Source organism: Streptomyces sp. WG7, from assembly GCF_049975785.1.
Classification (GTDB): Bacteria; Actinomycetota; Actinomycetes; order Streptomycetales; family Streptomycetaceae; genus Streptomyces.
The window spans coordinates 301484-323791 of sequence record NZ_JBNGGE010000003.1 but is presented as its reverse complement, the minus strand read 5'-3'; the positions used below and the strand labels follow the sequence as shown (position 1 = coordinate 323791).

Below are 22308 nucleotides of genomic sequence, written 5' to 3'. Positions count from 1 at the left end.
GGCATATCCTGAACCCCAGTGGCCATCGGCTGACGAAGGGGTCCGAAGGTGCCGTCGATGCTCGATGCGGTCGTAGTGGGTGCGGGGCCGAACGGACTGACCGCCGCCGTGGAGCTGGCCCGCCGGGGTTTCTCCGTCGCCGTGTTCGAGGCGCGGGGCACCGTGGGCGGCGGGGCGCGGACCCAGGAGCTGACCCTGCCGGGCTTCCGGCACGACCCGTGCTCCGCCGCGCACCCGCTGGGCATCAACTCGCCCGCGTTCCGCGGCCTGCCCCTGGAGCGGTACGGACTCGAGTGGCTGCACGCCCCGCTGCCCATGGCGCATCCCTTCCCGGACGGCTCGGCCGCCGTGCTGTCCCGGTCGGTCGGCGAGACGGCCGCCTCCTTCGGGCCGCGCGACGCGGGCACGTACCGCAGGCTGGTCGAGCGCTTCCTCCCCAAGTGGGACACCCTGGCCCGGGACTTCATGTCCCTGCCGCTCACCGCGCTGCCCCGCGACCCGGTCACCCTCGCCCGGTTCGGCCTGGTCGGCCTGCCCCCGTCGACGTGGCTGATGCGCCGCTTCCGCGACGACCGGGCCAAGACCCTCTTCGCCGGCCTCGTCGCGCACGTCATGGCCCCGCTCGGCGGCTTCGCCACCGGTGCCATAGGCCTGGTCTTCGCCCTCGCCGCGCACGCCCGCGGCTGGCCCGTGGCCCGCGGCGGCTCGCAGGCCATCTCCGACGCACTCGCCGCCCACCTGAAGGACCTCGGCGGCACCGTCCACACCGACTACGAGGTCAAGCGCCTCGACGACCTGCCGCCCGCCCGCGCCTACGTCTTCGACACCTCGCCCACGGCCCTGGCGCGCATCGCCGGCCTCGGCAACCACTACGCGAACTACCGCTACGGCCCCGGCGTCTTCAAGATCGACTACGCGCTGGACGGGCCGGTCCCGTGGACCGCCCAGGAGCCCCGCACCGCCGGCACCGTCCAGATCGGCGCCGACAGCGCGGAGATCGGCGCCGCGCTGAACGCCGCCTCCCGGGAGCGCCGCGCACCCGACGCGCCGTTCCTCATCACCACGCAGCCCAGCGTCGCCGACCCCACCCGCGCCCCGGAGGGCAAGCACGTCTTCTGGGCGTACGGACACGTCCCCAACGGCTGGACCGGCGACCTCACCGACGCGATCGAACGCCAGCTGGAGCGCTTCGCCCCCGGCTTCCGCGACCGCGTCCTCGCCCGCGCCACCGCCGGCCCGCCCGAACTCGCCGCCCGCAACGCCAACTACGTCGGCGGCGACATCGCCTCCGGCGCGGTCTCCGGCCTCCAGCTCCTGCTGCGGCCCAAGCTGTCCCTGTTCCCGTACACGACCCCGCACCCGGCCGTCTTCATCTGCTCGTCGTCCACGCCGCCCGGCCCCGGAGTGCACGGCATGTCGGGACACAACGCGGCGAAGGCCGTCTGGCGCAGTCTGCGGCAGACATGACCACGGAACCGAGCCACCCGGGGGACCGGACATGACCGCCATCACGCTCGTCCGGGGCGACATCACCCGCGAGAGCGCCGACGCGATCGTCAACGCGGCCAACTCCTCCCTGCTCGGCGGGGGCGGCGTCGACGGCGCCATCCACCGGCGGGGCGGCCCCGCGATCCTGGAGGCCTGCCGCGAGCTCCGGCGCGGCCACTACGGCAAGGGGCTGCCCACCGGCCAGGCGGTCGCCACCACCGCCGGCGCACTGGAGGCGCGCTGGGTGATCCACACGGTGGGACCGGTGCACAGCGCGACCGAGGACCGTTCGGCACTCCTCGCCTCCTGCTACCGCGAGTCGCTCCGGGTCGCCGACGAACTGGGCGCCCGCACGGTCGCCTTCCCGGCGATCTCCACCGGCGTCTACCGCTGGCCGATGGACGACGCTGCCCGTATCGCCGTCGAGACGGTGCGCAGCGCCGCGACGTCGGTGGCGGAGGTCCGGTTCGTCCTGTTCGACGACCGCGCGTACGGCGCGTTCGCCGCCCGGACCGGCTGACGGAACCGGGCTCACCCGGCCCAGCCGCCGAGATGCTTCCCCACCTGGCTTGACGCTTCAATTGCGACTGATGTGCAATAACCCCGTACTGGCAGCAAGTGTGGGGGAGACATGACGACCCGTCGGATACGAAGTGCCGCCGCCGCGGCGGCGATCGCCGCCGGCGTCACCGCCTGCTCCGCACCCGGAGGCGGAACGGGTGACGGCGAGGCCAAGGCGGCCGAGTCCGTCGTGATCGGGGTGGGCTCCGAGCCGGACACGCTCAGCCCACTGCTCGGCTACGGCAAGGACGGAAACTCCAAGATCTTCGACGGGCTGCTCGCCCGCGACACCGACCTGAAGCTGAAGCCCGCGCTGGCGAGCGCGCTGCCGAAGATCGCCGACGACGGCCGGACGTACACGTACACCCTGCGGGACGGCGTGAAGTTCAGCGACGGCGAACCGCTGACGGCCCAGGACGTGGTCTACACGTACCGCACCGTCCTGGACGCGAAGACCAACAGCACCGCCCGCAGCGAACTGGACGCGATCAAGGAGGTCCGCGCGAACGGCGACGACACCGTCGTCTTCACCCTCAAGTACCCGTACGCGGCCTTCGCCGCCCGCACGGTGCTGCCCATCGTCCCCGAGCACGTGGCGGGCGGACAGGACCCCAACACCGGCGACTTCAACACCAAGCCCGTCGGCACCGGTCCGTACGTCCTCACTAACTGGAGCAAGGGCGAGAAGCTCGCCTTCAAGGCCAACCCCCACTACTGGGGCGGCAAGCCCGCGGTGAAGTCGTTCACCATGGCGGTCATCGCCGACGACAACGTACGCGCCACCCGCCTGCGCTCCGGCGACCTCGACGGCGCCGTCCTGCCGCCCAACCTCGCCGCCACCTTCGAGAAGGACGACGGCCGGCGCACGTACCGGGCGAAGTCCTACGACTTCCGGGCCGTCACCCTGCCCACCGCCGGCAAGGTCACCGGCGACCGCGCGATCCGGCGGGCCCTGGACGCCGCCGTGGACCGCCAGGCCATGGTCGACAAGATCCTCGACGGCGCGGGCCGGCCGGCGTACGGGCCGCTGCCCGTCGACGACCCCGCCTACGCGCGCGGCATCGAGCGCCCGCGCGACCTCGCCGAGGCGGAGCGCATCCTGGACGAGGCGGGCTGGAAGCCCGGCTCCGGCGGCATCCGCGCCAAGGACGGACAGCGCGCCTCGTTCACCCTGTACTACCCCTCGGGCGACAAGGTCCGCCAGGACCACGCCCTCGCCTACGCCTCCGACGCCAAGAAGGCCGGCATCGAGGTGAAGGTGGAGGGCGCCACCTGGGAGGTCATCGAGCCCCGGATGAAGAGCGACGCGGTCCTGGCGGGCTTCGGCAGCGTCGGCGACCCGGACTTCGGCCTCTACACCCTGCTGCACTCCTCCCTCGCCGGCGACGGCTTCAACAACATGGCCCACTACGACAACCCGGTCGTGGACGATGCCCTCGACGCCGGCCGCCGCAGCCAGGACCCGAAGGTGCGCGGCGCCGCCTACGAGAAGATCCAGCAGGCGCTCGTGGAGAACCCCGGCTACACCTTCCTCACCCACATCGACCACCTGTACGTCCTCGCCGACCGCTGGGACGGACTGACCACCCAGCTGGAGCCGCACGAGCACGGCTTCGCCAGCGGGCCCTGGTGGAACATCGAGGACTGGCAGCCGAAGAAGTGACCCGGTCTCCTCGGCGACTGCCCTGGGGCGCGATGGCACGGCTGGCCGGGCGGCGGGCCCTGTTCGCCCTGCCCATCGTCCTCGTCGTCACCTTCGGCGTCTTCGCCATCGCCGCCGCCTCACCGTTCGACCCCGTCAAGGCGTACGCCGGAACCGCCGCGCTCGGCGCCGACCAGGAGACCCTGGACCGGCTGCGGGACAACCTGGGCGTGGACCAGTCGTTCGTCGTCCGCTGGTGGGAGTGGCTGACCTCCGCCGCCACCGGCGACCTCGGCCACTCCGGGGTGATGCGCCAGCCGGTGGCGCAGGTCATCGGCGAACGCCTCGTCTGGTCGGCCCTGCTGTGCACCGTCGCCTTCGCCGTCGCCGTCCTGGCCGGCACGCTCCTCGGTGTGCTGGCCGCCCGCCGCCCCGGCTCGATGCTCGACCGGGCCGTCACCTCGCTCGCGTACACCCTGGAGGCGGCGCCGGTCTTCTGGATCGCGCTGCTCGCCGTGTGGCTGTTCGCCCTCCAGTGGGACGTGCTGCCGGCCGGCGGCCTGACGGACACCGCGAGTGAACAGGTCACCTTCGGACAGGTCGCCGGGCACATCGTGCTGCCCGCCGGGGTGCTCGCCGTCTCCCAGCTGCCCTGGTTCATCCTCTACGTACGTCAGGGCGTCGGTGACGCCCTCGCGGAGGACCCGGTGCGCGGGGCGCGGGCCCGCGGCATCGGGGAGGGCACCGTCCTGTTCGGGCACGCCCTGCGGTCGGGGCTGCTGCCGGTACTCACCCTGATCGGCTCCCGTGTTCCCGAACTCATCACCGGCGCCCTGCTGGTGGAGACCGTGTTCAGCTGGCCCGGCATCGCCGCGGCCACCGTCGAGGCGGCCACCGCCGTGGACTTCCCGCTGCTGGCCGCCCTGACCACCCTCGCCACCGCCGCCGTACTCGCCGGCAACCTGCTCGCCGACCTGCTCTACGGACTGTTCGACCCGAGGGTGAAGCTCAGTGAAATGTGACTCCCATGGCTGACGCCGCCGCCGAGAAGGCCGGCCCCGCGTGGCGCTCCCACGGCGCCGACCGCCGCTCCACCCGCACGCTGCGCCTGCGCGTCTCCGCCGCGCTGCTGACCGTGACCGTCCTCGCCGTCCTGCTCGTGCCGCCGCTGGCGCAGCTCGACCAGCAGGCCGTCGACCTCGCCGCGAAGCTGCGGGCCCCCAGTTGGGAGCATCCGTTCGGCACCGACGACGTGGGCCGGGACCTGCTGCTGCGCTGCGTGTACGGCCTGCGCGTCTCCCTGCTCGTCGGGGTGGCGGCGGCGCTGACGGCCACCGTGGTCGGCACCGCGGTGGGCGCCACCGCCGGGGCGCTGGGCGGCTGGGTCGACCGCGCCGTCATGCGGGTCGTCGACACCCTGTCCTCCGTGCCCCACCTGCTGATGGGCATCTTCATCGTCGCGATGTTCCGGCCGGGCGTCTGGCCGGTGGTGATCTCCGTCGCGCTCACCCACTGGCTGTCGACCGCGCGCATCGTCCGCGCCGAGGTGCTGTCCCTGCGCTCGCGCCCCTACGTCGACGCGGCCGTCTCCGGCGGCGCGTCCCGGTGGCGGGTGGCCGTACGGCACCTGCTGCCGGGCGTGCTGCCGCAGGCCGCGCTGGCCGCCGTACTGATGGTGCCGCACGCCATGTGGCACGAGTCGGCGCTGTCCTTCCTCGGTCTTGGGCTGCCCACCCACACCGCGAGCCTCGGCAACCTGATCCAGGAGGCGCGGGGTTCGCTGCTCGCCGGGCAGTGGTGGCCGACCCTCTTCCCCGGCCTGTTCATCATCGTCCCCACCCTCGCCGTCGCCGGTCTCGCCGGTGCCTGGCGGGAGCGGATCAACCCCCGTCGCCGATCGGAGCTGATGCTGTGACCGAGCGAGCCCCCGTGCTGTCGGTACGCGGTCTGTCGGTGCGCTTCCTGATGCCGGGCGGGCGCCGGATCGCCGCCGTCACCGACGCCCACTTCGACGTGGCGGCCGGCGAGTGCCTCGCCCTGATCGGGGAGAGCGGCTGCGGCAAGTCCGTCCTCGCCTCCGCCCTGCTCGGGCTGCTGCCCGGCAACGCGCGGACCGCCGGCGGCGCGCTCCTCGGCGACCTGGACCTGCTCGCCGCCGACGAGCGGACCTTCGCCCGCACCGTACGGGGACGGATGATCGGCCTGGTCCCGCAGAGCCCGGCCGCCCACCTCACCCCGGTCCGCACCATCCGCTCGCAGCTGGAGGAGACGGTCGCGGAACTCACCGCCGTCCGTGGCCGCGCGGCCCTGCGCACGGCCGCCGAGGCCGCCGCCGAGCGCGCCGCGTTCCCGGTGGACCACCTCGACCACCACCCGCACGAACTCTCCGGCGGCCTGGCCCAGCGCGCCGCCACCGCCCTCGCCCTCGTCGGCGACGCCCCGCTGCTGCTCGCCGACGAGCCGACCACCGGCCTCGACCGGGACCTGGTGGACCGCACCGTCGACGAGTTGAGGCGGCATGTCGACAACGGTGCGGCCGGGGACGGGGCCGGCGCGGACCGGGCCCTGCTGATGATCACCCACGACCTGGCCGCCGCCGAACGCATCGCCGACCGGATCGCCGTGATGTACGCGGGCCGGATCGTCGAACTGGCCGACGCCCGCGACTTCTTCGGCACCCCCGGCCCCCGCCACCCCTACAGCCGGGGCCTGCTCGACGCCCTGCCCGACCGCGCCTTCACCCCCATCCCCGGGCTGCCGCCTGAACTCGGCGCCCTCCCCGAGGGCTGCGCCTTCGCCGCCCGCTGCGACCGGGCGACCGACGTCTGCGCCGCGCTGCCGCCGCTGACCGCCACGGTCGCCTGCCACCACCCGCACGCAGCGCTCACGGAGGCCGCCGACCGTGCTTGACCTACGCGCCATCACCGCCGGGTACGACAGGAACGCGCCCGTGATCCGGGACGTCTCCCTGTCCGTCGCACCGGGCGAGGCCGTCGGGCTGCTCGGCCCCAGCGGCTGCGGCAAGTCCACCCTCGCGCGTGTCGCGGCCCTGCTGCACCACCCCCGGGCCGGGTCCCTGACCGTCGACGGCACACCCGTACGGCGCTGGCGCCACCGCGCCCCGCGCGAACTGCGCACCGCCTTCGGCGTCGTCTTCCAGCAGGCCCGGCTCTCCGCGGACCCCAGGCTGACGCTCAGCGACCTGATCGCCGAACCCCTGCGCGCCACCGGCCGGCGCGAGGACGTCACCGACCGGGTCGCCGAACTCACCGCCACCGTGGGCCTCACCGCCGACCTGCTGAGCAGGCGTCCGCACGAGGTCAGCGACGGCCAGCTGCAGCGCGCCTGCCTCGCCCGCGCCCTGGTGCTGCGCCCGCGCTGGCTGGTGTGCGACGAGATGACGGCGATGCTGGACGCCTCGACCACCGCCGCCCTGGTCCGGGTCGTGGAGGACTACCGTGCCGCCACCGGCGCGGGGTTGCTGGCCGTCGGCCACGACCGGGTCCTCCTCGACCGCTGGTGCGACCGCACCGTCGAATGGGGCACCCTGACACGTCCCTGAGCGCTCCCCGCCGATCATCCTCATGGACATGTATCGGTCAAGCGCGGTCCACGAGCGCAGCAGTCGGGGTTCACCCGGTGCCGATTGCCTGGTTGTCGTCCGGCCATCCGTCCTCTGGAGGTTCGATGACCCCGCCGCGCACCACCTCTGCGAACTCCCTGAAGAGAAGGGGCTTCCTCGGCATCGCGGGCGCCGCCGGCGCCGGCGCGGTGCTGCTCGGCACCGGCGCCGCACCCGTCGCGGCCGCGCCGGGCCGTGTCCCGGGCGACCCGTTCCAGCTGGGCGTCGCGTCCGGCGACCCGCTCCCCGACGGCGTCGTGCTCTGGACCCGCCTCGCGCCCAAGCCGCTCGACGACGACGGCGGCATGCCCCGGCGCCCCGTCGCCGTGCGGTGGGAGGTCGCCCTCGACGAGCGGTTCAGGAAGATCGTCAGGCGGGGTGTGGAGCACGCCGTGCCCGCCGAGGCGCACACCGTCCACGCCGACGTGCGCGGCCTGCGGCCCCACCACGAGTACTACTACCGCTTCCGCGCCGGCGACGCGGTCTCGCCGGTCGGCCGCACCCGCACCGCCCCGGCCCCCGGCACCGCGCCCACCGTCGACTTCGCGTTCGCCTCCTGCGCGAACTGGGAGCAGGGCCACTTCACGGCGTACCGGCACATGGCCGAGGAGCGCCCCGACGTGGTCTTCCACCTCGGCGACTACCTCTACGAGTACGCCGCCGGCGTCAACGGCAAGGTGCGCACGCACCACGGCGACGAGATGAACACCCTCGCCGAGTACCGCGCGCGGCACGCCCAGTACAAGACCGACCCCGACCTCAGGCTGCTGCACGCGACGGCGCCGTTCGTCGTCACCTGGGACGACCACGAGACCGACAACAACTACGCCGACCTGAGCCCGGAGAACAGCGACGCCGGCCAGGGCAACGACACCACCGCCCGCTTCGCCGCCCGCCGCCGGGCCGCCTACCAGGCGTACTGGGAGCACATGCCGCTGCGCCGCCTGCGCAAGCCGGTGGACACGGAGCTGCCGCTGTACCGGCGCCTGGAGTTCGGGGCCACCGCGACCTTCAGCGTGCTGGACACCCGCCAGTACCGCACCAACCAGCCCTACGGCGACAAGTGGCAGGTCTCCGGACCCGAGCAGTGGGACCCGAAGGCCACCATCCTCGGCGGCGAGCAGCACGCCTGGCTGGAGCGGAGCCTGTCGCGGTCGCGTTCCACCTGGAACGTGCTGCCGCAGCAGATCTACTTCGCCAACTGGGACGCCGTCGCCGGCCCGGACGACGGCGGCTACAACGACGGATGGGACGGCTACCGCGCCTCCCGCGACCGGGTGCTCGGCTACGTCGAGGAGCGCGGCATCGACAACTTCGTGGTGCTCACCGGCGACGTGCACAACAACTGGACCAACGACCTGCGCCGCGACTTCGAGCGCCCCGAGACCCGGCTGCTGGGCAGCGAGTTCGTCACCACGTCGATCACCTCGGGCGGCGACGGCTCGGCCACCCACGATCCCGGCCAGGTGTACTGGGACGAGAACCCGCACACCAAGTACTACAGCAGCCGCCGAGGATACGTGAGCTGCACCGTGTCCAAGGAGCAGTACACCGCCGACTACCGGGTGGTCGACTACGTGACCCGGCCGGGCGCCCCGGTCCGTACCGACAAGTCGTTCGTGATCGAGGCGGGCGTGCCGGGAGTCCAGGCCGTCTGAGTCCGGGCCGCCCGAGTCCGGGCCGCCTGAGTCCGGGCCGTCTGGGCGCAGGCCGTCCGAGCGGCGGGCGCCGGCCCCGGATCCGGGGCCGGCCGCCCTCCATCAGGAACCAACAAAGTCCGACGGGGTAATTGATTCGGTTGTGTTCGGGTCCTAGGGTGTGGGCTGACTCAGTAGTCGCTGCGTCACCGGCAGTTGCGCTTCACCTCAACATCAACTGCCCTCACAGCACCGTGTGTTGAGCCGCCCCCGATGCCCACGGAAGGCCACGGTCATGCCGCACTCGCCCGTGTCACCCGCCGGATCCCCGGCCCGCCCCGCCCGCCCGGTCGTCAGCCGCCGCCGTCTCCTGGAGGGCGGTGCCGCCGTTCTCGGCGCGCTCACCCTGTCGTCCGCGTCGCCCGTCGTGGCGCACCCGGCCGGCCGGCGGGCGGCGGCCGACGAGCCCCCGGAGTGGAACGACTTCGGCGTCTTCCGCGTCGGCACCGAACCGCCGCACACCACGCTCATGCCCTACCCGGACGTGAGAGCGGCCCTCGCCGGCGACCGCACCCGCTCGCCGTACCGGCAGAGCCTCGACGGCGCGTGGAAGTTCGCCTATGCCGACCGTCCGGAGGACCGGGACGCCGACTTCCACCGCACCGACACCGACGACGGCGACTGGGAGACGATCCCGGTCCCGTCCGTGTGGCAGCTGCACGGCCACGACTTCCCGATCTACCTGAACATCACCTACCCTTACTGGGGCCCCAACGGCCTCGGCGAGGACCCGCAGCCGCCCGCCGCCCCGACCCGCTACAACCCGGTCGGCCAGTACCGGCGCACCTTCACCGTCCCGCGCGACTGGAAGGGCCGCCGCACCTTCCTCCACTTCGAGGGCGTCAAGTCCGCCCACTACGTGTGGATCAACGGCGAACTGGTCGGCTACGACGAGGACTCCTACACGCCCTCCGAGTACGATGTCACCGACCACCTCAGGCCCGGCACCAACCAGATCGCCGTGGAGGTGTACCGCTACGCCGACGGCGACTGGCTGGAGGACCAGGACATGATCCGGCTGAGCGGCATCTTCCGCTCGGTCTACCTCTACTCCACCCCGGCCGTGCACCTGCGCGACTTCAAGCTGGACACCCCGCTCAACGACACGTACACGGACGCCGAGCTGGCGGTCACCGCGAGCGTGCGGGCGTACGGTGACGGCGAGTCCGGCCGGTACACGGTCGAGACCCAGCTGTACGACGCGCGCGGCCACGCCGTCTGGTCCCGGCCGCTGGAGCAGTCCGCCGACCTCGGCACGGCCGGTGCCGGTCAGGACGTGACCGTACGGGCGGCGAAGGCCGTACCGAAACCCAGGCTGTGGTCGGCCGAGCACCCCGACCTCTACACGGCCGTCCTGCGCCTGCGGGACCCGGCGGGCAAGGTGATCGAGACCCTGTCCCACCGGGTCGGATTCCGCGAGTTCGCGCTCAAGGACGGGCTGATGCGGATCAACGGCAGGCCCGTCTCCTTCCGCGGCACCAACCGCCACGAGATGCACCCGGCCCGCGGCACCGCCCTCACCCGCGAGGACATGGTCGAGGACATCAGGATCATCAAGCGGATGAACATGAACAGCGTCCGCACCTCGCACTACCCGAACAACCCCCTGTGGTACGAACTCGCCGACGAGTACGGCCTCTACCTCGTCGACGAGACCAACCTCGAGACCCACGGCATCCGCGACGAGTACCCCGGCGACCACCCCGACTGGACCGAGGCCTGCGTCGCCCGCGCCCAGAACATGGTCCACCGCGACAAGAACCACGCCTCGGTCGTCATCTGGTCGCTCGGCAACGAGGCCGGCGGCGGCAGCACCTTCACCGCCATGCACGACTGGATCCGCTCCTACGACCCCACCCGCGTCATCCAGTACGAGGGCGACGACCGCCCGGGCATCAGCGACATCCGCTCCGAGATGTACGACAGCCCGCAGCGCGTCGAGCAGCGGGCGAAGGACACCTCCGACACCCGGCCGTACGTCATGATCGAGTACGCCCACGCGATGGGGAACTCCAACGGCAACTTCAAGAAGTACTGGGACATCGTGCGCAGCCACGACGTGCTCCAGGGCGGCTGGATCTGGGACTTCGTCGACCAGTCGCTGTACACGCCCGTACCGGCCCGCACCCTGCTGACCGAGGCCGGTCCGGCCGGGCTGCGCGGCGAGATCCTCGCCACCCGCGGCAGGCTCGACCGCGACAAGGGCCTGTCCGGCATCACGGTCTTCGAACGCGACGACAGCCTCGACCTGACGGACTCGCTGACCCTGGAGGCCTGGGTCACCCCGCACGTCACGGGCTACCACCAGCCCATCCTCGCCAAGGGCGACACCCAGTACGCGCTGAAGCAGACCGACCGGCGACTGGAGTTCTTCATCCACTCCGGCGGCCAGTGGATCACCGCGAGCTGGACCGTGCCGGACGACTGGACGGGCCGGGAGCACCACATCGCGGGCGTCTTCGACGCGGACGCCGGGACCCTGACCCTGTACGTCGACGGCGCGGCGCGGGCCACCCGCACCACCGACCGGCGGCCCAGCAGCAACACCGCGCCCCTCGCGCTCGCCACCGACGCCGACGCCCAGACCCGCGAGTTCAGCGGCACCATCCGCCGCGCCCGCGTCTACGCCCGCGCGCTCGGCGCCGCCGAACTCGCCTCCGACGGCCGCGGTCCCGGGGACGACGGCGTGCGGTTCTGGTTCGACGCCGCGACCGTCAAGGCCACCGAGAAGCGGCCGAGGGACAAGCGGTTCCTCGCGTACGGCGGCGACTGGGGCGACAACCCCAACGACGGGGCCTTCGTCGCGGACGGCATCGTCACCGCCGACCGCGGGCACACCGGCAAGGCCGTCGAGGTCAAGCGCGTCTACCAGGCCGTCAACGCCACCCGCACCCCGGGCGGCGGCCCCGGCGCCGTCACCCTCACCAACGAGTACCTGTTCACCAACGTGCGCGAGTTCGACGGCCGCTGGGAACTCGTCGCCGACGGCAAGGCCGTACGGCGCGGCAGGCTGACCCGGAACCAGCTGGACGTGGCGCCGCAGTCGAGCAAGGACATCACCGTCCCCGTCCGGCTGCCGGACGACCCCGACCCGGGCACGGAGTACTTCCTGGAGCTCTCCTTCACCACCAGGGAGTCCACGCCGTGGGCCAAGGCCGGCTTCGAGGTGGCCCGGCAGCAGCTCCCCGTCGAGACCGGCGGCCCCGACGTGACCCCCGTACGCCTGGAGAGCGTCCCGGCGCTGCGCCACGACGACCGCGACGAGGACGTCAGGATCAGCGGCAGGGGCTTCTCGGTCACCGTCGACAAGCGCACCGGCACCATCACCTCCTACGAGGCGAAGGGCACCCGGCTGCTCACCTCCGGGCCCGCGCCCAACTTCTGGCGGGCGCCCACCGACAACGACAAGGGCAACGGCCAGCACACCCGCAACCAGACCTGGCGCGACGCCGGCGCCCGGCGGAAGGTGACGGACGTGACCGTGCGGGCCCTGGGCGACCGGGCCGTCGAGATCAAGGTCTCCGGCACGCTGCCCACCACGGTGGAGTCGGCGTACACCACCACGTACACGGTGTTCGGCAACGGCGAGATCAAGGTCGACAACACCCTGCACCCCGGCGCCGCGAACCTGCCCTACATCCCCGAGGTCGGCACCCTGCTCTTCCTGCCGCGCCGGCTGGACCGCCTGCACTACTACGGCCGCGGCCCCGAGGAGAACCACTGGGACCGCAACACCGGCACCGACGTCGGCCTGTACTCCGGGACCGTCGCCGAGCAGTGGACGCCGTACATCCGCCCGCAGGAGAACGGCAACAAGACCGACGTCCGCTGGATCGCCCTCACCGACCGGCACGGCGTCGGCCTGCTCGCGTCGGGCGAACCCCTGCTGGAGGCCAACGCCTCCTTCTTCACGCCGGAGGACCTGTCGGCCGGCGTGCGCCACGACTACCAGCTGACGCCGAGGGACGAGGTCGTCCTGCGCCTGAACCACCGTCAGATGGGCGTCGGCGGTGACAACAGCTGGGGCGCGCACACGCACGACGAGTTCAAGCTCTTCGCCGACCGCGACTACTCGTACACGTACCGGCTGCGCCCGCTGACGGACGTGAAGGACGCGATGGCGGCCTCGCGGCGGCCCACGGCGACCGAATAGCACCGTCCGCATCCCGTACCCGACCCGTCGCCGCCCGTGTGCGGCGGCGGGTCATTCCGTCGCGTCGCTGATCCCCAGCCGCAGGTGCTCCACGTGGTACACGGCCTGGTCGAGCAGCTCGGCGACATGGTGGTCGTGCAGCGCGTACACCACCGAACGGCCGCGCCGCTCACCCACGACGAGGCCCAGGTTGCGCAGCAGCCGCAGCTGGTGCGAGCAGGCCGACTGCTCCATCCCGACCTCCGCCGCCAACTCGGTGGCGGGCAGCGGGCCTTCACGCAGACGGGCCAGGATCAGCAGCCGGGACGGCGTCGACAGGGCCTGGAGCGTGGTGGCGACGTTGGCGACGTTGTCCGCGTCCAGACGCACGCGTGCGGCGGCGTCCTGCGCGGTGGTGGCGGCTCCGTGACCCATGCGCTCATCCTACTCACCACACATGAAAGCATGAATGAGTCTTCATCTGTTCCTGTATGGTGTGCCGCGTGTCCACCACACTCGCCCCCGCTCCCGTCCCCGCACCCGCCCGGACGGCACCCCGTCGCCGCACCCGCGTCCTCGCCCTGCCCGAGGCCCGCTGGGCGCTCGTCTCCCTCGTCGCGTTCCCGCTCGCGCTCCCCCTCGACCTCGGCGGCGCCCCCGCCTGGACGTACGGCCCGCTGTACGCGGTCGCCTACGCCGCCGGCGGCTGGGAGCCCGCCCTGGAGGGCCTGCGGGCGCTGCGCGAGAAGACCCTGGACGTCGACCTGCTGATGATCGTCGCGGCGCTCGGCGCGGCATCCATCGGGCAGGTCCTCGACGGCGCCCTGCTGATCGTCATCTTCGCCACCTCCGGCGCCCTGGAGGCCCTGGCCACCGCCCGCACCGCCGACTCCGTACGCGGCCTGCTCGACCTCGCCCCCACCACCGCGACCCGCGTGAGGGGCGACCGCGAGGAGACCGTCCCCACCGCCGACCTCGCCGTCGGCGACGTGCTCCTGGTCCGGCCGGGGGAGCGGATCGGCGCCGACGGCTCGGTCGTCGACGGCGCCGGAGAGGTCGACCAGGCGAACATCACCGGCGAATCCGTCCCCGTCCTCAAGCGCCCCGGCGACGACGTCTTCGCCGGCACCCTCAACGGCACCGGCGCGCTGCGCGTCCGCGTCGAACGCGACCCCGCCGACTCGGTCATCGCCCGCATCGTCACCCTCGTCGAGGAGGCGTCCCGCACCAAGGCGCCGACGCAGCTGTTCATCGAGAAGATCGAGCAGCGCTACGCGGTCGGCGTGGTGGCCGCCACCCTCGCGGTCTTCGGCATCCCGCTCGCCTTCGGCGCCGACCTCACGGACGCCCTGCTGCGCGCCATGACCTTCATGATCGTCGCCTCGCCCTGCGCGGTCGTCCTCGCGACCATGCCGCCCCTGCTCTCCGCCATCGCCAACGCCGGCCGGCACGGCGTCCTGGTGAAGTCGGCGGTCGCCATGGAACGCCTCGGCGAGATCGACGCCGCCGCCCTCGACAAGACCGGCACCCTCACCGAGGGCACTCCCGAGGTGACCGCCGTACGGCCGCTGCCCGGCTCCGGCCTCGACGAGGACGCCCTCCTCGCGCTCGCCGCCGCGGCCGAGCACCCCAGCGAACATCCGCTGGCCCGCGCGATCGTGGCCGCCGCCCGCGCCCGCGGCCTGAACATCGCGTCCGCACAGGACTTCACGGCGACCCCGGGCCACGGCGTCACGGCGACGGTCGACGGCCACGAGGTGCGGGTCGGCCGCGCCCAGACACCCGAGGGCGCCGAAACGACCGTCCAGGTCACCCGCGACGGCACCCCCGTCGGCACCCTCGCCCTCACCGACCGCCTCCGCGTCGACGCCGCCGGGGCCACCGCCGCGCTCACCGCCCTCACCGGCACCGCCCCCACCCTCCTCACCGGCGACAACGCGGCCGCCGCCGCCCGCGTCGCCACCGCGACCGGCATCACCGACGTCCGCGCGGACCTGCTGCCCGAGGACAAGGTCGAAGCCGTACGGGAACGGGAACGGGCCGGCCGCAAGGTGCTCTTCGTCGGCGACGGCGTCAACGACGCCCCCGCGCTCGCCGCCGCGCACACCGGGGTCGCCATGGGCCGCGCCGGCTCCGACCTGGCCCTGGAGACGGCGGACGCGGTCGTGGTGCGCGACGAGCTGGCGGCCGTACCCGCCGTCGTGGCGCTGTCCCGGCGCGCGCGCAGGCTGGTGCTGCAGAACCTGGTCATCGCCGGTACGTTCATCACCGTCCTCGTCCTGTGGGACCTGATCGGACACCTGCCGCTGCCGCTCGGCGTCGCCGGCCACGAGGGCTCGACCGTGCTGGTCGGCCTCAACGGGCTGCGGCTGCTGCGCGAGTCGGCATGGCGACGCGAGTGACCGGGGAGGCCCTGGTGACCAGGGCGATCCGGCGAAGCCCAGGAAGCGCGACGTCGATGTCGGATTCCCGCCAGACCCGGCCCGGCCGGTGGTCCATCCTGGACGCATGCAGACGGGAATGCACACCGACACCGAGCGCTGCGTGCGCGCCGTCCGGTCGAAGGACGCGCGCTTCGACGGCTGGTTCTTCACGGCGGTCGTGACGACCGGGATCTACTGCCGGCCCAGCTGCCCGGTGGTGCCGCCCAAGCCAGAGAACATGACCTTCCACCCGAGCGCGGCGGCCTGCCAGCAGGCCGGGTTCCGGGCGTGCAAACGCTGCCGCCCGGACACCAGCCCCGGCTCCCCGGAGTGGAACCGGCGCGCCGACCTCACCGCCCGCGCCATGCGGCTGATCGCCGACGGCGTCGTGGACCGAGAGGGCGTACCCGGCCTCGCCGCCCGGCTCGGCTACAGCACCCGGCAGGTCGAACGCCAGCTGCTCGCCGAGCTGGGCGCGGGCCCGCTCGCGCTCGCCCGCGCGCAACGCGCGCAGACCGCCCGCCTGCTCGTCGAGACGACCCCGCTGCCCATGGCGGACATCGCCTTCGCGGCCGGTTTCTCCTCCGTCCGGACCTTCAACGACACGGTCCGCGAGGTCTTCGCGCTCTCCCCGAGCGAGCTGCGCACCCGCGTGCCGCAGAGCAGCGTCGCCCGCACCACCCCGGGCGCCCTCTCCCTCCGCCTCCCCTTCCGCGCCCCCCTCAACCCCGACAACCTCTTCGGCCACCTCGCCGCCACCTCCGTACCCGGCGTGGAGGAGTGGCGGGAGGGCGCGTACCGGCGCACCCTGCGCCTCCCGTACGGTCACGGCATCGTGGCCCTCACCCCGAACCCCGACCACATCGCCTGCCGCCTCACCCTGAGCGACCTGCGCGACCTGACCGTCGCCATCAGCCGCTGCCGGCGCCTGCTCGACCTGGACGCCGACCCGCAGGCCGTCGACGACCAGCTGCGCACCGACGAGCTGCTCGCGCCGCTGGTCGACAAGGCGCCCGGCCGGCGTGTCCCGCGCACGGTGGACGAGGCGGAGTTCGCCGTACGGGCGGTGCTCGGCCAGCAGGTCTCCACCGCCGCCGCCCGTACCCACGCCGCCCGGCTGGTCACGGCACACGGCGACGCGGTCGACGACCCCGAGGGCGGTCTGACCCACCTCTTCCCGTCGGCGGCGGCGCTGGCGGAGGTGGACCCCGACACCCTGGCCATGCCCCGCACCCGCCGCACGACCTTCACCACCCTCGTGTCCCACCTGGCCGACGGCTCGCTCAACCTGGGCGTCGAGTGCGACTGGGCCGAGACCCGCGCCCGGCTCCTCGCCCTCCCCGGCTTCGGCCCCTGGACCGCCGACGTCATCGCGATGCGCGCCCTCGGCGACCCCGACGCCTTCCTCCCCACCGACCTCGGCATCCGCCGCGCCGCCGCCGAACTGGGCCTGCCCTCGACCCCGGCCGCGCTCACCGCCCGCGCGGCGGCCTGGCGGCCCTGGCGGGCGTACGCCGTCCAGTACCTGTGGGCGACCGACAGCCACCCGATCAACTTCCTGCCCGTGTGAGGAACAATCCGTGGGATCCCTGAAACAGCACACCGTGATCGACAGCCCGTACGGCGCGCTCACCCTCGTCGCGGAGGACGGCGCCCTGTGCGGCCTCTACATGACCGACCAGCGCCACCGCCCACCGGAGGAGACCTTCGGGGCGGCCGACGACGGGCCGTTCGCGGAGGCGGAGGAACAGCTGACGGCCTACTTCGCCGGTGAGCTGAAGGACTTCACCCTCGACCTGCGCCTGAACGGAACCCCGTTCCAGCGCACCGTCTGGGACCAGCTGCGCCGCATCCCGTACGGCGAGACCCGCACCTACGGCGAACTCGCCGCCGCCCTCGGCACCCCGAACGCCTCCCGCGCCGTCGGCCTCGCCAACGGCCGCAACCCGATCGGCATCATCGTCCCCTGCCACCGCGTCATCGGCGCGAGCGGCAGCCTCACCGGCTACGGCGGCGGCCTGGAACGCAAGCGGCGGCTGCTGGACTTCGAACGAGGCTCGGCGCTCTTCTAGTCACCCTGGGCGGTGCCGGGGCCCAGCCCGCGCAGCAGCTCGGGCAGGGCGGTGCCGATCGGCTCCCGGACCACCTCGTCGGCCAGGTCGTCGTACGGCGTCGGCTCGGCGTTCACGACGACCAGACGGGCCCCGTGGCCGACGGCCACGTCGGCCAGTCCGGCGGCGGGGTGCACCTGGAGGCTGGTGCCGACGGCGACGAACACCTGGCACGCCTTGCTGATGGCGACCGCCTCGCCCAGTACCACCGGGTCGAGGTGCTCGCCGAACATCACGGTCGCCGGCTTCAGGATGCCGCCGCACTCCAGACACGGCGGGTCGTCCTCACCGGCCGCGACCCGGGCGAGCGCGTCCTCCATCGGACCCCGGGCACGGCAGCCCGTGCACACGTAACGGCGCGCGGTGCCGTGCAGTTCGAGGACCTTGCGGGCGGTCAGCCCGGCGAGCTGGTGCAGTCCGTCCACGTTCTGCGTGATCACCCGGACCGGCACCCCCGACCGCTCCAGCTCGGCCACCGCGCGGTGCGCCGCGTTCGGCTCGGCCCGCAGCGCCCCGCTGTCGCGCCGCATCAGCCAGGAGCGGCGCCTGATCTCCGGATCGCCCATGTAGTACTCGTACGTGACGAGCTTCTCGGCCTCCGGATCGCGCCGCCACAGCCCGCTGGGGCCGCGGTAGTCCGGGATGCCGGAGTCGGTCGAGACGCCGGCACCGCTCAGGATGGCGACGAGGGGCTTGCTGGTCATGCGGTCGAGGGTAGGGCGACGGTGCGCGACCGGCGAACGGTTATCGGTCGACCCGGACGCCGTTCTCCAGCTCGGCCGTTCCGGACCCGTCCGCCAGCACGTCCAGCGCGGCGAGGACCCGGCCGTGCAGGGTGCCGCGCAGGTGGTCGCCCAGCTCCTCGCGTCGCACCAGCCGCCAGGACAGCAGCTCCTCCTCCTGCAACCGGATCGCCTTGAGCTCGTCCTCGGTCAGGACCCCGCCGTCGTACAGATAGGCCACGATCGGGGGCCGGCCCGCCCCGTGCACCCAGTCCACCGCCAGCAGCCGGCCGAGCCGGACGTCCAGCCCGATCTCCTCGACGGTCTCCCGCCACGCGCCCTGCCGCGGGGTCTCGCCGTCGTCGGACTCGATCGTCCCGCCGGGCAACGCCCAACCCTCGCGGTAGTTGGGCTCGACGAGGAGCACCCGTCCCTCCGCGTCCCGGAAGACCGCGGCCGCACCGGCGAGGACACGGGGGAGACCGGCGATGTAGGTGGCGTAGTCAGGAGTGGTCATCCCGGAAGCGTAACGAGCCCGCGGGCGGGCGCGGGGGGAACCCGGGCCGAAACCAAGTGAGTTGTACGCAAACTAGTTGCGCACAACCAAGTTGGTGGCTATGTTTCTCCGTGTCGGCGAAACAGCACCGCCTCGCCGGCCGAAGTACTCATCCGTCCCGTCCACCGGAAGGCAGCTACCACCATGGCGTTCATCACCGTCGGCCAGGAGAACTCCACCGACATCGAGCTGTACTACGAGGACCACGGCACCGGGCAGCCGGTCGTGCTCATCCACGGCTACCCGCTGGACGGCCACTCCTGGGAGAAGCAGGCCGCGGCCCTGCTGAAGGCCGGCTACCGCGTCATCACCTACGACCGGCGGGGATTCGGCCGCTCGAGCCAGCCCGCCACGGGCTACGACTACGACACCTTCGCCGCCGACCTCAACACCGTCCTGGAGACCCTGGACCTGCACGACGCCGTCCTCGTCGGCTTCTCGATGGGCACCGGCGAGGTCGGCCGCTACCTGGGCACCTACGGCTCCGCCCGTATCGCCAAGGCCGCCTTCCTGGCCTCCCTGGAACCCTTCCTGCTCAAGACCGACGACAACCCCGAAGGCGTCGACGGAGACATCTTCAGGGACATCGAGCAGGCCGTCACCGCCGACCGCTACGCCTACTTCACCTCGTTCTACGAGGACTTCTACAACCTCGACGAGAACCTCGGCACCCGGATCAGCGAGGAGGCCGTCCGCAACAGCTGGAACGTCGCCGCCGGCGCCTCCTGGTACGCGTCCCTGGCGGCCGTGGCGACCTGGACCACCGACTTCCGCGCCGACATCCCCAAGATCGACGTGCCGACGCTGATCCTGCACGGCACCGCCGACCGCATCCTGCCCCTCGAGGCCACGGGGGAGCGGTTCCACGCCGCGCTTCCGCAGGCCGAGTACGTCGTCGTCGAGGGCGCCCCGCACGGCCTGCTGTGGACCCACGCCCAGGAGGTGACCGACGCCCTGCTGTCCTTCCTCGCCAAGTAGCGGCGGTTCCACCTTGTGGGCAGGGGCATGACGGTCCGGCCGTCCTCCGGTTAAGGTCGCAGCGGCGCGACTGCCTTGACGTGCGCAAGGCTCGGAGAGCAAGGGGAGAGCAAGGTGGCTGACGCTGCAGTCGACGGGGCCCGGCGGGTACTCGTCGCCGCGGACAAGTTCAAGGGGTCGCTGACGGCCGTCGAGGTCGCCGAGCGGGTGACGGCCGGTCTGCGCCGCGTCGTGCCGGACCTCGGTGTCGAGGCCCTGCCCGTGGCCGACGGCGGTGACGGCACCGTCGCCGCCGCGGTCGCGGCCGGGTTCGAACGCCGGGAGGTACGGGTCGCCGGGCCCCTCGGCGACGAGGTGACGGCCGCGTTCGCGGTGCGCGAGCACACCGCGGTCGTGGAGATGGCGGAGGCCAGTGGCCTGCAGCGGCTGCCGGCCGGCGTCCTCGCACCGCTGACCGCGTCCACGTACGGCTCCGGAGAACTGCTGCGGGCCGCCCTGGACGCCGGGGCGCGGACGATCGTGTTCGGGGTCGGCGGCAGCGCGACCACCGACGGCGGCGCCGGGATGCTGTCCGCGCTGGGCGCGCGGTTCCTCGGCCGGGACGGGGAGCCGGTCGCGCCGGGCGGAGGCGGCCTCGCCGACCTGGCCTCGGCCGACCTGTCGGGCCTCGACCCGCGGCTGTCCGGCGTCGAGCTGGTACTCGCGAGCGACGTCGACAATCCGCTGACCGGGCCGAAGGGCGCCCCGGCGGTCTACGGTCCGCAGAAGGGTGCTTCCCCACAGGACGTGGACGCCCTGGACGCGGCCCTCGCGCACTTCGCGAAGGTGCTGGAGGGGACGGAGACCGTGGGCGCGCGCGCCGCCGAGTACGCCGCCTCGCCGGGCGCCGGAGCGGCGGGCGGCATCGGCTTCGGCGCGATGCTGCTCGGGGCGCGGTTCAGGCCCGGTATCGAGGTGATGCTGGACGTGCTCGGCTTCGCGCCGGCACTGGCGCGGGCGGACCTGGTGATCACGGGGGAGGGCTCGCTGGACGAGCAGACGCTGCACGGGAAGGCCCCGGCGGGCGTCGCCGCGGCGGCACGGGCGGCGGGCAAGGAGGTCGTCGCGGTGTGCGGGCGGCTCGCGCTGCCGGCCGAGGCGCTCGGGCGGGCCGGGATCCGGCGGGCGTACCCGCTGACGGACGTCGAGCCGGACGTGGCGAAGTGCATCGCCGACGCCGGGCCGATCCTGGAGCGGGTCGCTGAGCGCATCGCGCGGGACTTCCTGGCCTAGCCGGACGAGTCCCTCGCCCCGCCCGCCCCTTCCCGTACCGACTCGGGTGCTCCGATCGCCGGACAGGCCGGAGACCTCGCCCCTGTCCCGGCCGAGTCGGGCGGTGGTGGGCCTAGGGCGGGGGGCTGGGGGCGGAGCCCCGAGTAAGGCCCCGCCCCGAGTAAGGCCCCGCCCCGAGTAAGGCCCAGCCCCGAGTAAGGCCCCGCGCCGGGCGCGGACGAACGAAAGGGCCCCGAACCCAACCCGGGTCCGGGGCCCACTCGGCGGAGCGTCACGGCAGCTGCGCCGCCCGCGCCTCCCGTCGGTTGTCGCGGAAGTTGTTCACCCGCCGCGCCGTGGCGAACAGCGGAATCACCGCGCCCATCACCAACTGCAGCGCGCACCCGGTCTGCAGCAGCAGCTGCCCGCTCGGCGCGTCGAAGGCCCAGCCGGCCAGCAGCCCCATCGACAGGACGATCCACGACAGCATCGCCACGGCGAGGCGCCCCCGCGGCTTCGGGTACTCGACCCGGCTCACCATCAGCCAGGCCGTACCGATGATCGCCAGCAGCGTCGCCACGAAGGGCAGCTCCAGCAGGACGATCGACACCACCGTCAGTGCCCCGAACGGCGACGGCATGCCCTGGAAGGTGCCGTCCTTGACGGTGACGCAGGAGAACCGCGCGAGCCGCAGCACCACCGCCAGCAGCACCACGATCGCCCCCACCGCCGCCACCCGCTGGTACGCGTCGTCCGCGACCATGCCGTAGACGAGGACGAAGTACGCCGGCGCCAGCCCGAAGCTGATCAGGTCGGAGAGGTTGTCCAGCTCGGCGCCCATCGGCGAGCTGCGCAGCTTGCGCGCCACCAGGCCGTCGAACAGGTCGAAGATCGCCGCGCACAGCATCAGGATGACCGCGGTGGCCGCGCTGTGCCGGGCCATGCCCGACTCCTCGCTGCCCATGAGGTGCGGGATGAGGATGCCGGTGGTGGTGAAGTACACCGCCATGAAGCCGCACGTGGCGTTGCCGAGGGTGAGCGTGTCCGCTATCGACAGCCGGAGCGAGAGGGGCATCTCCTCCTCGTCGTCCACCTCGTCGGCCTCGGGCACCCACCCGGCCTGGG

The 22308-nt window shown here is 73.1% G+C and carries 18 protein-coding genes; 14 read left to right on the top strand and 4 right to left on the bottom strand.

From position 1 onward, the window contains the following. Positions 1-57 precede the first annotated feature (57 nt). From ACP4J0_RS05905 to ACP4J0_RS05865, 9 genes are all read left to right on the top strand, one after another. On the top strand, positions 58-1467 hold the full coding sequence (locus ACP4J0_RS05905) for a phytoene desaturase family protein (RefSeq protein ID WP_426597517.1): 1410 nt from the start codon (positions 58-60) through the stop codon (positions 1465-1467). A gap of 31 nt (positions 1468-1498) precedes the next feature. Then, on the top strand, positions 1499-2008 hold the full coding sequence (locus ACP4J0_RS05900; protein WP_426597516.1) for an O-acetyl-ADP-ribose deacetylase: 510 nt from the start codon (positions 1499-1501) through the stop codon (positions 2006-2008). 111 nt (positions 2009-2119) lie between these two features. After that, positions 2120-3712 carry an ABC transporter substrate-binding protein gene (locus tag ACP4J0_RS05895; RefSeq protein ID WP_426597515.1) on the top strand — a complete coding sequence of 531 codons (1593 nt, stop codon included), beginning with the start codon at positions 2120-2122 and terminating at the stop codon, positions 3710-3712. A 32-nt stretch (positions 3713-3744) separates the two neighbouring features. After that, entirely contained in the window at positions 3745-4713 is a 969-nt protein-coding gene (locus ACP4J0_RS05890) for an ABC transporter permease (protein WP_426597533.1), read from the top strand. Between the two features lie 5 nt (positions 4714-4718). Then, on the top strand, positions 4719-5606 hold the full coding sequence (locus tag ACP4J0_RS05885; RefSeq protein WP_426597514.1) for an ABC transporter permease: 888 nt from the start codon (positions 4719-4721) through the stop codon (positions 5604-5606). Beyond that, positions 5603-6601 (top strand): ABC transporter ATP-binding protein, encoded by a 999-nt coding sequence (locus tag ACP4J0_RS05880; RefSeq protein ID WP_426597513.1) that lies wholly within the window; start codon positions 5603-5605, stop codon positions 6599-6601. The genes ACP4J0_RS05885 and ACP4J0_RS05880 overlap by 4 nt, the downstream gene beginning before the upstream one ends. After that, on the top strand, positions 6594-7253 hold the full coding sequence (locus ACP4J0_RS05875; protein ID WP_426597512.1) for an ABC transporter ATP-binding protein: 660 nt from the start codon (positions 6594-6596) through the stop codon (positions 7251-7253). The genes ACP4J0_RS05880 and ACP4J0_RS05875 overlap by 8 nt, the downstream gene beginning before the upstream one ends. Before the next feature lie 125 nt (positions 7254-7378). Continuing rightward, entirely contained in the window at positions 7379-8971 is a 1593-nt protein-coding gene (locus ACP4J0_RS05870; protein ID WP_426597511.1) for an alkaline phosphatase D family protein, read from the top strand. Positions 8972-9245: 274 nt separating this feature from the next. Continuing rightward, the gene (locus ACP4J0_RS05865; RefSeq protein WP_426597510.1) at positions 9246-13163 is read left to right on the top strand and encodes a glycoside hydrolase family 2 TIM barrel-domain containing protein; all 3918 of its coding nucleotides are present in this window, start codon (positions 9246-9248) and stop codon (positions 13161-13163) included. A gap of 51 nt (positions 13164-13214) precedes the next feature. Here ACP4J0_RS05865 and ACP4J0_RS05860 read toward each other — a convergent pair whose 3' ends face one another. After that, entirely contained in the window at positions 13215-13577 is a 363-nt protein-coding gene (locus ACP4J0_RS05860) for an ArsR/SmtB family transcription factor (protein ID WP_426597509.1), read from the bottom strand. A gap of 56 nt (positions 13578-13633) precedes the next feature. Here ACP4J0_RS05860 and ACP4J0_RS05855 point away from each other — a divergent pair, with 56 nt between their 5' ends. The 3 genes from ACP4J0_RS05855 (at position 13634) to ACP4J0_RS05845 (ending at position 17637) form a co-directional block, all read left to right on the top strand. Continuing rightward, entirely contained in the window at positions 13634-15544 is a 1911-nt protein-coding gene (locus ACP4J0_RS05855; RefSeq protein ID WP_426597508.1) for a heavy metal translocating P-type ATPase, read from the top strand. A gap of 118 nt (positions 15545-15662) precedes the next feature. Then, positions 15663-17135 carry an AlkA N-terminal domain-containing protein gene (locus tag ACP4J0_RS05850; RefSeq protein WP_426597532.1) on the top strand — a complete coding sequence of 491 codons (1473 nt, stop codon included), beginning with the start codon at positions 15663-15665 and terminating at the stop codon, positions 17133-17135. 19 nt (positions 17136-17154) lie between these two features. Beyond that, complete coding sequence (locus ACP4J0_RS05845) at positions 17155-17637, top strand: methylated-DNA--[protein]-cysteine S-methyltransferase (protein ID WP_426597531.1); 483 nt, start codon at positions 17155-17157, stop codon at positions 17635-17637. On the opposite strand, the gene ACP4J0_RS05840 is transcribed toward ACP4J0_RS05845, so the two are convergent. Together ACP4J0_RS05840 and ACP4J0_RS05835 are read right to left on the bottom strand one after the other, a co-directional pair. Next, positions 17634-18380, bottom strand: a complete 747-nt coding sequence (locus ACP4J0_RS05840; protein WP_426597507.1) for an SIR2 family NAD-dependent protein deacylase — start codon at positions 18378-18380, stop codon at positions 17634-17636. The genes ACP4J0_RS05845 and ACP4J0_RS05840 overlap by 4 nt on opposite strands. Before the next feature lie 40 nt (positions 18381-18420). Beyond that, positions 18421-18915, bottom strand: coding sequence for an NUDIX domain-containing protein (locus ACP4J0_RS05835; protein ID WP_426597506.1), 495 nt, complete (start codon positions 18913-18915; stop codon positions 18421-18423). A gap of 183 nt (positions 18916-19098) precedes the next feature. On the opposite strand from ACP4J0_RS05835, the gene ACP4J0_RS05830 reads away from it, so the two are divergent. Continuing rightward, positions 19099-19932: an alpha/beta fold hydrolase gene (locus ACP4J0_RS05830; protein ID WP_426597505.1), complete on the top strand. Its 834-nt coding sequence runs from the start codon at positions 19099-19101 to the stop codon at positions 19930-19932. Positions 19933-20046: 114 nt separating this feature from the next. After that, positions 20047-21204 (top strand): glycerate kinase, encoded by a 1158-nt coding sequence (locus tag ACP4J0_RS05825; protein WP_426597504.1) that lies wholly within the window; start codon positions 20047-20049, stop codon positions 21202-21204. A 271-nt stretch (positions 21205-21475) separates the two neighbouring features. Here the strand turns inward: ACP4J0_RS05825 and pssA are convergent, their stop codons facing one another. Next, the gene (gene pssA, locus ACP4J0_RS05820) at positions 21476-22294 is read right to left on the bottom strand and encodes a CDP-diacylglycerol--serine O-phosphatidyltransferase (protein ID WP_426517824.1); all 819 of its coding nucleotides are present in this window, start codon (positions 22292-22294) and stop codon (positions 21476-21478) included. Between the last annotated feature and the right edge of the window lie 14 nt (positions 22295-22308).